Here is a 348-nt window from a genome sequence, read left to right as displayed (position 1 = left end):
CGTGTTCACGCAAACAGCACAACTCTGGCATCATAGCACTCCACATCCACACTGGTGCGGCCTGACCCTGCTGGCCATCGATGGTGTGTTCTGGCGAACACCGGACACGCCAGAGAATGATGCAGCCTTCCCCCGTCAGACGCATGGCGGGGATCCGGCACTCTATCCACAGGTCAAAATGGTCTGTCAGATGGAGTTGACCAGCCATCTTCTGACGGCAGCCGCCTTCGGCACAATGAAAAACAGCGAAAATGAGCTCGCTGCACAGCTTATAGAGCAGACCGGCGATAACACCCTGACGTTAATGGATAAAGGTTATTACTCACTGGGGCTGTTAAATGCCTGGAG

General features: G+C 54.6%; 1 protein-coding gene. It reads left to right on the top strand.

Annotation, left to right across the window (positions count from 1 at the left end):
- The coding region (locus tag OGY35_RS00005) for a transposase (RefSeq protein ID WP_286631093.1) at positions 1 to 348 on the top strand (348 nt) is incomplete at both ends.

It is taken from the genome of Citrobacter sp. Ct235 (genome assembly GCF_030332305.1).
GTDB classification, from domain to species: Bacteria; Pseudomonadota; Gammaproteobacteria; order Enterobacterales; family Enterobacteriaceae; genus Citrobacter_A; species Citrobacter_A telavivensis.
The sequence above is the reverse complement of the archived record's forward strand: the minus strand, read 5'-3'. Positions and strand labels throughout refer to the sequence as shown.